Source organism: Paraburkholderia suaedae (assembly GCF_040812055.1).
Lineage (GTDB): Bacteria > Pseudomonadota > Gammaproteobacteria > Burkholderiales > Burkholderiaceae > Paraburkholderia.
This window is the reverse complement of the sequence record NZ_JBFOAH010000065.1, coordinates 1-9811: the sequence shown is the minus strand read 5'-3', so window position 1 is coordinate 9811 and position 9811 is coordinate 1. Positions and strand designations below refer to the sequence as shown.

The following is a 9811-nucleotide window of genomic DNA, read 5'->3' as shown; positions in this document are numbered from 1 at the left end:
TAAAAGAACGCCTCGGAACATGGCATGATTGGACTGTCTCTGCCGCAATCGAGACAGTTATCTGATAAGGATAACTACGCGTGTGCCGAATAGTTGACTTCCAGCCGCCAACTTGACAACGCCCTACTGACCTCGCTGCTCAACGGAAAGGAGGTGGATCTGTTCCGATCGACCCCGTCACCGCGCGCAAAGCAATCGAATTCAAGCTCTGCTAACGTTTGATTTGATGCGCGTGTGAATCCGCACCAGCATGGACACTATTGTGTCACCTCCACGCAGCCAACCGCGCGGGACATATGGCATGCGCCAATTTTCCTGTGTCTTCATTCTGGCCGTCGCAGCGTATCTTTGCGCGATGGTCGCGCTGTTTCTCATGCAGGATCGCATCCTGCTGCCGTCTACGCCTGATGCGACCGATCTGCGGACGGTCATGCACGCTGGCGACGACATTGCCGTCTTGAGGACGCACGGCGACTACGCGGGTTATGTCGTGACGCCGGCCGGAAAGCGGGCGCGCGGCACGTTTATCGTCTATCACGGTAACGGTGAGTCGGCACAGACGAAGCTGCCACTCGCTGATGTCTTGGTGCGCAATGGATATCGCGTGGTCATCGTCGAGTATCCGGGACACGGCAACCGTTTGGGCGCACGCACGATGAAGGCGGCGGTGGCGGCCTCGCGCGGGGCCCTGACGGGAACGCTCGCTCAATGGGGCGGGCCCGTCTTTCTGGTCGGGGAATCACTGGGCGCCGGCATGGCGTCGCAAGTGACGAAAGGCAACGAGGCGGCGGTGGCAGGCGTCGTGCTTATCACGCCGTGGGATTCGCTCGCCGATGTCGCCGCGGAGAAATACCCGCTTTTCCCGATGCGCTGGCTGCTGCATGATCCCTTCGATTCCATCGCGGCGGTGTCGCGCTACGACGGGCCGGTCGTCATCGTCGGTGCGCAGCAGGACACGTTGATTCCCGTCGCGCATGCACGCCGGTTCGCGAGCGAACACGATCACGCGCGGTTTCTATTATTACCGACAGCCGATCATGACGACTGGTTCGGGGCCATGAGTCAGGCCGACTGGAAGCAGATCCTTGCGTGGCTTCGCGCCGGGTGAAGCGCCGCCGGCATGACCTTGGGGCAGCGAGGGACCACTAGAGTTTTGCCGACTGCCTCGTTCACTTGGCATAACAGAACGTGTCCCTTTTTTATCCTGATCAGGAGGCGACCTACGCGTGCAGCGACGAGAGGACAGGAGTATGATGTAGCACAGTTGTGACACATTAGGAGGTCGCCATGTCCACCACCACGTTGCGCCTGCCGCCGGACCTACGCGACCGGGTGGCGAAACTTGCGGAGGAATCGGGAACAACCGCACACAGCTTCATGCTTGAGGCGATTGCCGAAAGAGTTACCAGCGAAGAGTTGCGGCATGAGTTTCTCAACCAAGGGAATGATCGGCTCGCCAACATGCTGACGAACGGGCTCGGAATCGACTGGGCCGACATGCGTGACTATCTGGGCAAACGCGCCGCGGGCCACGTTCAGGCTGCCCCCAAGGTCAAGACATGGCGCGGATAATCCTCGCGCCTGAAATTCGCGAGGATTTTGACCGTATCTTCGAGTTCCTGTTCGAGCATGTCCCGGAGACCGCGGCGACCCGCATTGACGACATTGTTCGCGCGCTGGACATCCTTCAGTCGAGTCCGCAAATCGGACGACCCGTCGGCGCGACGAGCCCGCTGCGGGAGTTGGTGATTTCCAATGGAATTCACGGCTACCTTGCGCTTTACCGATTGGTCGCGGAGCTGGATGTTGTGCTCGTGGTCGCCATTCGCAGCCAGCGGGAGTTGCGATACCGGCGCTTCCGTAGCTAACGAAGCTCCGCACGGGCGGCGCACGTCGGTACGCGTGCCTGAAAGTTTGCAGACACGCGCTGGTATCGGTCTCGTCACTTGACATAATTGTTTTGATCGACGTTTAATTCGAAATCCTATGTCTTCTAGGTCGACGAGGCTTCAATTTGTGCAGGAGGCTGCTGCACAAATTCTGGATTCGCCCATGCCTTCAGGTTGCGGTGACAATTTACGCAGGGCGGGGAGGGCTGGCTTGCGCTGGATCAGTGTGGCGACACGCTCTTCAAGTTTCTGATAATCGAAACGTCGAAGGGGAAAGATTGCCTGTCTCACGAGGCCACGATGAAGCGTCTCGAATTGACGATTGGTGACCTGCCAAGGTGTTGGATGCCGTGAACATGGAGGCTGACTGGTCGGTGGAGGAGCCTGAGCAGGCGTCAACTCCGTTGCCATCGCAGGTATGTGAATCCGAAATCAGTAGCTCAAACCCGCCAGTTCTCTTCGGAGCCTGGCGGGTTTTTCTTTGCCTGCGGGGCGCGAGCGATATACGGCGGTGGAGTCGCTCAACCGTTCAGTTGCGATTCGACGTTCAGGACGATCCGTGCGACCGGGTTGTTGTCTGCGGATTGCGGCGCGAACTTGATCTGGGCGAAGGTTACGATACCGAGAGCGACAACCAGGAGTGCTCCAGACGCGGCAATGCGGGTAAGGTATTTCACAGGGACCTCATTTTGATGATGTAGACAGAAACTGGACGTAGCTGACAGGCGTGTCGACTCAACTTCAGCGGCATCTCGGTCCGCAACCCGACAACGCCGGACGCGGTCGTCGGATCGCGCTTGCCCACCGGACGAATTTTGTGCAGTGCACTATAACACAGCCATCAGATCGCATCTACCGATCACATGGGCTTGTGCAGGCACTATATATGGTTTAAGCCGTCTAGGCGCTTTCCCCGCTGGAGCCTGCTAGAAGATGGGTTTGCGGACAGTATCAATTGCGCTATGATCGGGTATCAACTGATACTTTATTCGGGAGTCGCATGTCACTGATTACCCCTGAGGCAGTGGCCGCAGTCATGGAACTGCGGCAGGTCCCACACACGCTCGCGGAACTCGAAGCACTTGTCCGCGACGGACTGCCCAAGTCCGCGCTGCGCGCGGGCGTCGAACATGCGACTCAGGGCGCTGACGCCCGGCGTGCGCTACTTGCCCGCATCATCCCCGAAGCGACTTATAAGCGGCGTCGCGATCGGCTGACGCCAGACGAATCGGAAAAGACTGAGCGGCTGGCCAGGATCGTCGCGACGACGGCCTACGTCTGGAACGACGAAGAGGACGCGCGGGAATTCCTGTCGACGCCGCACCCGGAGCTCGAAGGGCGGGCGCCACTCGATGTTGCGCTGACCGAGCTCGGCGCGCGCCGGGTCGAAGAGCTGCTCTGGAAACTGTTTTATGGGTTGCCGGCGTGAAGTTGTTTCGAATCGCCGATACTCGACATACGGTCTGGAGCGGCACCGGCGCGATGCTGGTGGGCGGCCGCTTCAATAGCCCGGGGCGACCGGTCATCTACGCCGCGTCGACCTTCGCCGGTGCGATGCTCGAGGTTCTTGTTCATGCGCGCATCGGCAAGGTGCCGAAGACACACGGATGGGTTGAAGCAGCGGTTCCTGACGATATTCGCGTCGAACTCCATTCGGCCGAATCGTTGCCAAGGGGATGGGATGCGCCAGCACTGCAGGCGGCAAGGGAGTTCGGCGACGCCTGGCTGACCGAGTCGCGTACCGCGCTCCTGATGGTACCTTCCGTCGTCGTGCGTGCAGAGTTCAACGTGCTTGTCAATCCCGCACACCCCGACGCGACGCGGATTGTTGTGACCGAGCCGCAACCCGTGGTGTGGGATGAACGCCTCTTTGTAATGCCGACGGTCGGACACTCCTAGATTACGATGGTGGTCGGCCAGCCTCGCCTCGACGCTTTGCTCCTCAACGGAAATGACTGGGACGTTGCTTCGAGTTTAGTTCGCAATCGCCACTCGCAATGGCCAGTGCAGCGTCTTCTTGTATTCTCCATGTCTGCTTGCCAAAGCCGACACCGCTGTCAGTTTCTTTCAATTGCCCGGATAATTTGACATAACCTTAATTATCAACAATTGGACTTGTAATAGCTTTATAGAAATGTCGTGTTCTGGTCTCGGTATGCTTGCCGGTTCCCTGCGGGATTACGGAGCCGGCCATGCATCCAGCGACACTGGTGACACTGAACATGCGCGAACTCGACCGACTGAAGGTGATCCAGGCTGTTGTGGATAGGGTTCTGAAACCTGGACGTGCTGCCGAACGACTGAGGTGTGGGAGTACTCGGACGGGCGTATCGAGCTCCGTGCAGATGGCAAGGCGATTGCGTGCCACTCATATGACCGGCTGGCAGAAGTCGATCAGGGGGCCATCGTCGAGCACAAGCGTCTGGGTCACGTGCTCCAGGTCTCGCAGGCGATTCAGGCGCAACGCGATAACAGTCGGATAGGCAAGGCGCCGTCAAGAACGCATCTGGGCGCGCCGACCAGATCTCAAAGCCGCTCGCCGGACAAGAAGAAGCAGCGCGAATTCACCCAGACTGACATCGAGCATGTCATCGTGGATCTTGCCCAGCAAAGACAGATAAAACCGCAACCCGTAAACCTGGCCGGTGGTCTGCAAGGTCAGTCGAAACAGACGTAAGCGCCCTGCCCATTCACAACGGATCCTTCGACACTGCGTGATCAGTAACCCATGAAAGACAGACCTTTTAACCCTAAAAAACCCGACATTTGTATTTAGCTGCCGCTACGACATCTTGAAATGGCCTCGACAGGACTGTCAGGGCTTTTTAGAAATGTCCGGTTCTGGCTCATTAGAAATGTCTGGTTTCCTGCTCCGGGCTGGCTGCTGTGGCGCAGGCTGCGGCATCACGGACAGCCCGGAGCCAGACCATGAACGGACGTGGATTCATCACGATCAGCATGCACGAGCTCGAGCGCGTGAAGATCATCGAGGCGGTCGTCCAGCGTCGCCTGACGATCGTACTGGCGGCGGAACGGCTGCAGCTGGGCGAACGTCAGGTCAGCCGGCTGGTGCGGCGCTATGAGGCCGCTGGACCGGCCGGGCTCATCTCGGCGCGGCGTGGCCAGCCCAGCAATCGCGAACTGCCGGTGGACCTGCGGGCGCGGGCGATGGCGCTGGTGCGCGAACGCTATGCCGATTTTGGGCCGACGCTGGCGTGCGAGAAGCTGGCCGAATGTCATGGCGTGGTGCTGGCGAAGGAAACCGTGCGGCGCTGGATGCGCGATGCGGGGCTGTGGATTCCGCGCAAACAGCGGCCGCCCAAGCTTCACCAGCCGAGAAACCGGCGTGCGTGTCTGGGCGAGCTGGTGCAGATCGACGGCAGTGATCACCGGTGGTTCGAGGAACGCGCGCCAGCGTGCACGCTGCTGGTGTTCATCGACGATGCGACGGGCCGGCTGATGGCGCTGCACTTCACGGCGACCGAGTCGACCTTCAGATACTTCGAGGCGATGCGCGCGTACCTTGAACAGCATGGCAAGCCGGTCGCGCTGTACAGCGACAAGGCCAGCGTCTTTCACTGCAACAGCCATTCGGTGACGCCAGGCAAGGGTGTCACGCAGTTTGGCCGCGCGCTGTACGAGCTCAATGTGGATACGTTTTGCGCCAACAGCAGTCAGGCGAAGGGGCGCGTCGAGCGCGCGAATCTGACGTTGCAGGATCGTCTCGTGAAGGAGCTGCGGCTACGCGAAATCAGCACGAAGGAGGCCGCCAATGCTTACGCGCACCACTTCATCGCTGACTTTAATGGCCGGTTTGGCAAGATGCCGCGGAGCACATTCGATGCACACCGCCCGCTGCGCGCCGACGACGATCTTGAACTGATCCTGACGGTTCGTGTGCCGCGGCGCGTGTCGAAGGTGCTGGGTGTTGTCAGTGTTCACGGACCAGAACCGAAAGTATTTTGAGCACAATCGTTGCTGTGTCGTCATCCGGCAAGTAGCGCACGGACACCGCATTGACCACAGGACCGTCTTCGCAAGTAACGCTTGCGCCAGAGAGCCCATTTCGAGCAGTCCCGTCCAGTCGTGCCAACGGCTCGATTTTGGCGCCTGCGCGAGCACGACAACCAATGAACACCGTCATGCGATCGCTCGGACGTGGCGTGCTCCACTTCTCGACACATATCTCAAGGAGCGTCAGCGCTTCTTCGAACGCGCTGACGGGCGGCGTGTCGTCCGGCAGCGCACTGCCTTCGACGACGCACATTTGCGTAAGGGCCGCCAGACCGCCTTCGTATACGCCGCTGTACATCGTCGCTATTGTCAGCAGCCTCTGTTCGTCACTCGTCATCGCAGTCAGAAAATCGAAATTCGTTGAAAAGGGTACCGGCGAATCTCAGAACGGCTTGCTAGCGCCCCGGATAGCATTTACGGGACGCAGGATGTGTTTGCGCAGCAGTCTTTTCGGGTACGCAGTCCACGCTGGCTAGCTCAAATACCATGTGATAACCAGATCCTGGCGGCCCGCGCCGATGTCAATCTAGACGTTGCCCGACAGCGCAGTATGGTTCGCACACGACATCGGCATCGATGGCCAGGTACCTCGCGGCTTGTACCAAAACTGTCGTCTGGCCCGGCTGATGCGGTTCAAGGATTTGAGTGTCCACGGCCCAGAACCTCTAGGATTTTGAACACAATCGCTGCTTTGTCGTCATCCGGCGAGTAGCGAACCGGCCCCATGTTGACCGCAGGACCGTCTCCGCGCATAACGCTTACGCAGGCGAGCCCGTTGCCGGCGGTGACATCCAGGCGCGCCAACAGATCGACTTCGGCGCCCGCGCAAGCACTACGGCCAATGAAAACCGTCATGCAGTCGCTCGGGCATCGTGTGCTCCACTTCTCTATACACATCTCCAGGACCTTCAGCGGCTCCTCTAGCGTGCTGAAGAGCGGCCTGTCGTACGGCAGGGCACTGTTCTCGACGTGACGAAAATGAGTAACGGTCGTCAGATCCCCGTCGTATTCGACGTCGTACATCGCTATTGTGGGATCGGGAACCCCATCGTAATCAAGAAAGAGCAAGACCACGCTAGTGTGGGTTGGTGTAGCTCCGGTATCGGCAATCATGAGTAAAATCCCCCCTTCGGCTGCACGCGGGCCAACTCGGGCAGCGCCCCGCGCGCAATCCTTCGGTGTTTGCGGTAGTAGTCCTCGGCTTTCATATATATGACGAACTTGCGGCAGTCGGCGCGTTACGTGCAACGACGATTTCACGTTCGTGCTCATGCTCAATGCCGGTGACGAGACGGGGTAACCAGACTCTGGCGTGCGACATATTCACAACGCGCGTGACGTCCTCCACCGAGCAGAGCCACGCGGGTCTGGGAATGTGTATGACATAAATCACGGTCGCCGCCTCCGAAGATAGTAGAAGGCTTTCCTGGCGACATCGACCACGCTTCTATGCTTGCCGATAGCGACGGCGTGCGATTCCCGCGACAGTCCCTCGTTATAAACGACGCATATCCGGATGACGTCACCATCAACAACTATCCGCATGCAGGCATCCTGTCGTGGCTCAGCGTCACCTACATTTTGATGTTTAACGAAGGCTGTGAAGATCCGGGCTTCCGGATACGGCTCGTGGGGGAACTCGTATTCATACGCCGCGAGCGTAGTCGACGCACGATCCAGAATTGACCTCCTCGGATTAATCTCTGCGGCAGCGGTATAAAGCGGCGTAACATTTTGGGGCTCGACGTCGTGCTCACCATCGTAGAGTTTGACCGTTGTTTGCGACCACTGCGCCACCCAGGCCGCCGCGTTTGCACGAAGCCGGGTGTAATCGCAATCGTCATCAAGAAGCTCCAGCGGCCGACGGTCGCCCAGGCTCCCGTGTCTGGATGCAAGGAAATCAAAGCGCGCGTCTGAAGGCGCAGGGAAAAGCATCCGACAGATCCTCTGCAGCCGCCGTTGATTCAAGTGTGGGTCGACAAAGAAAGCAGGATAATAGGCGCTGCCGTCCACTATCAGAGAGCACACGCTGCCTTCCCTGACGAGCTTTTCGAGACGCCTCTCGTTGATTCGCAGACGGGCACACAACTCGCGCGCCGAAATCAGTATTCCATTTAACACAAAGGTGCGTCGGGCCTGCGTAGCTTGGTGACGCAGCATGTTCCGGAGAGGCATGGACTTTCTCATGACCGCAGTCCCCCGTATCCGGACATGGATTTTGTATTTCACGGCTGCAACCGGGATGCTGTCGCGTTCGCTGCAAGCCACTCACGAAGCGCGTGGCGAACACCGGGCGTACCCAGTGCTGTATCCGAGGACACACGCAGAAAATGGTCCTCCTTCCCGCCGGGCACGCCATACAGGACATCACCGACAGCAAGCCAGGTTTCGATTCCGCAGGCTGCCACGTGCCTCAGAATGGACATGGTTCTCCCCGTGCCGGAACGGACCTCGCCCATGCGTGGTGGATGATGCAACGTCGTCCCGACCACCCGGGCACTGAGTTCGACGGGCAGCAACTCGGCGGTTCGTGCCTCCCTATTGTCGCAACCCACGCGGTAGTCAGTATCAGTTGCACACCAGGGTGCGGCGCAAGCAGGTCGGAGATCATTTGGATTCGTCAATTTATCTCTCGGGCGGGTCCGCAATGGAAAGCGGGCCTGGATAGTTGAGTTTTTCACGCAACCTGGCCCCACAAGGGCTCAACGGTCGACTCTTCCGCTTGTCGGTCCGGTGTATCAGCCGGATAGCTGCGACATAAGGCTACCAACCCAAAACGGTTTTCAAGCGACGCATCATCCACGTCAACTCGGCCGAAGTTACCCAATCCTTGCGTGCTACCGCGACTTGCACACGCTCTAACGTTGCAGCGTGGGACTGTGCGGGGCGTGCGCCAGCTTCCTTCCTTGCAACAGGAACGAGTTGGTGAACCAGGTCTTCGCAGACGTTCCATCGTTCGTACCGCTCGTCGCTTGTTTGGCCGGCGATATACATTTCGCCAGATAACCTGACGCAAACCTTCGGCTGCGCGCCAGCCACTACACCGGGCATTGCATCCCGGGGAAAATCGTCGGGTACGTCCTCAAGACTCATCTTGCTTCTATTTCCTGATACATGGCTTGGGAACGGCTTGCTGTTTATCCAAAACGCCGATGCGCCATCGAAAAGCAAAGACCTTCCGGGTAAATCGTCACCTTGCTCAACATCTGATTCCTCGTCATTAATTTAGTTATCCACAAAGATAAAATCCGGTTTACCCTGCTCCGCGGCTTTGAGATCCTTCGTCTGGGTCGCTTGACCTAGATGATCGGCTCCATGAAGTCCAGCCATCGGACATTACCTACTGCCTCCTTGGCAAGGATTGCCCTGAGCAGGTCCGCAATGCGATTGTCGATTTCCTCGAGAGCTGCCACCTCTTTTTTTGAGTCAGCGCCCTCCTTCACCGCAAACAGATACAAGGTCGCGTTTTCGTCCAACATCCAGCCAAGCTTCGGTCCGGTCGAGTCTGATCTGCTGTCGCATGCGGCTCGCACGATCAGCTCACCTCTGACTGTCAAAACTACCTCATCTGCGCCGTCCTTCGCATACCATCCGGTAAGTGTTCGGTCGACACCCGTCTCGGCTCGATACAACGCTGCCGGATCCACTTTCAGGCGAAGACCGGTGCTGCGCACCTTTGCAAACCCGAGGTAGCCGCACGGGAGTTCCGCCGCAACCATCGCTTCAACCTGACGCTCCACGTTCCACAAAAGGTCCGAAAGAGCACCATCCGGCCAGACGTCGCCACGGCACTGTCAGGTTGCTGGAGATGGGGCGGTAGAATGAAGCGATGAAGAAGACCAAATCGCTTTATCACGGCCACCGTTTCCCTGCTATCGTCATCAGCTGCGCCGTTCGCTGGTACTTCC

General features: G+C 58.7%; 10 protein-coding genes and 3 pseudogenes. 8 read left to right on the top strand and 5 right to left on the bottom strand.

Features of this window, described 5'->3' with window-relative positions; all coding sequences use genetic code 11:
* Positions 1 to 301 precede the first annotated feature (301 nt).
* From ABQJ48_RS36940 to ABQJ48_RS36930, 3 genes are all read left to right on the top strand, one after another.
* Positions 302 to 1108, top strand: a complete 807-nt coding sequence (locus ABQJ48_RS36940; protein ID WP_367842813.1) for an alpha/beta hydrolase — start codon at positions 302 to 304, stop codon at positions 1106 to 1108.
* A 179-nt stretch (positions 1109 to 1287) separates the two neighbouring features.
* On the top strand, positions 1288 to 1572 hold the full coding sequence (locus ABQJ48_RS36935) for a CopG family ribbon-helix-helix protein (protein ID WP_367842812.1): 285 nt from the start codon (positions 1288 to 1290) through the stop codon (positions 1570 to 1572).
* The gene (locus ABQJ48_RS36930) at positions 1560 to 1868 is read left to right on the top strand and encodes a type II toxin-antitoxin system RelE/ParE family toxin (protein WP_367842811.1); all 309 of its coding nucleotides are present in this window, start codon (positions 1560 to 1562) and stop codon (positions 1866 to 1868) included. The genes ABQJ48_RS36935 and ABQJ48_RS36930 overlap by 13 nt, the downstream gene beginning before the upstream one ends.
* A 542-nt stretch (positions 1869 to 2410) precedes the next feature.
* Here ABQJ48_RS36930 and ABQJ48_RS36925 read toward each other — a convergent pair.
* Entirely contained in the window at positions 2411 to 2566 is a 156-nt protein-coding gene (locus ABQJ48_RS36925; protein WP_153141799.1) for a hypothetical protein, read from the bottom strand.
* A 323-nt stretch (positions 2567 to 2889) separates the two neighbouring features.
* Between ABQJ48_RS36925 and ABQJ48_RS36920 the strand changes: the two genes are divergently transcribed.
* The 4 genes and pseudogenes from ABQJ48_RS36920 to ABQJ48_RS36905 form a co-directional block, all read left to right on the top strand.
* Positions 2890 to 3318, top strand: a complete 429-nt coding sequence (locus tag ABQJ48_RS36920; protein WP_046565320.1) for an antitoxin Xre/MbcA/ParS toxin-binding domain-containing protein — start codon at positions 2890 to 2892, stop codon at positions 3316 to 3318.
* Positions 3315 to 3788, top strand: a complete 474-nt coding sequence (locus ABQJ48_RS36915) for an RES family NAD+ phosphorylase (RefSeq protein ID WP_172318975.1) — start codon at positions 3315 to 3317, stop codon at positions 3786 to 3788. The genes ABQJ48_RS36920 and ABQJ48_RS36915 overlap by 4 nt, the downstream gene beginning before the upstream one ends.
* Positions 3789 to 4182: 394 nt before the next feature.
* A pseudogene (locus ABQJ48_RS36910) lies at positions 4183 to 4607 on the top strand (ISNCY family transposase); the annotation flags it as partial.
* Between the two features lie 210 nt (positions 4608 to 4817).
* Positions 4818 to 5819, top strand: a pseudogene (locus ABQJ48_RS36905) (ISNCY family transposase); the annotation flags it as partial.
* Position 5820: 1 nt separating this feature from the next.
* Here the strand turns inward: ABQJ48_RS36905 and ABQJ48_RS36900 are convergent.
* The 4 genes from ABQJ48_RS36900 to ABQJ48_RS36885 form a co-directional block, all read right to left on the bottom strand.
* The gene (locus ABQJ48_RS36900; protein WP_367842810.1) at positions 5821 to 6240 is read right to left on the bottom strand and encodes a hypothetical protein; all 420 of its coding nucleotides are present in this window, start codon (positions 6238 to 6240) and stop codon (positions 5821 to 5823) included.
* Between the two features lie 296 nt (positions 6241 to 6536).
* Positions 6537 to 7016 (bottom strand): hypothetical protein, encoded by a 480-nt coding sequence (locus tag ABQJ48_RS36895; RefSeq protein WP_367842809.1) that lies wholly within the window; start codon positions 7014 to 7016, stop codon positions 6537 to 6539.
* Between the two features lie 276 nt (positions 7017 to 7292).
* A complete protein-coding gene (locus ABQJ48_RS36890; protein ID WP_367842808.1) occupies positions 7293 to 8132 on the bottom strand; it encodes a hypothetical protein in 840 nt (279 codons plus the stop codon).
* Positions 8133 to 9202: 1070 nt separating this feature from the next.
* Positions 9203 to 9643: a hypothetical protein gene (locus ABQJ48_RS36885; RefSeq protein WP_367842807.1), complete on the bottom strand. Its 441-nt coding sequence runs from the start codon at positions 9641 to 9643 to the stop codon at positions 9203 to 9205.
* A gap of 89 nt (positions 9644 to 9732) precedes the next feature.
* Here ABQJ48_RS36885 and ABQJ48_RS36880 point away from each other — a divergent pair.
* Positions 9733 to 9811, top strand: a pseudogene (locus ABQJ48_RS36880) (IS6 family transposase); the annotation flags it as partial.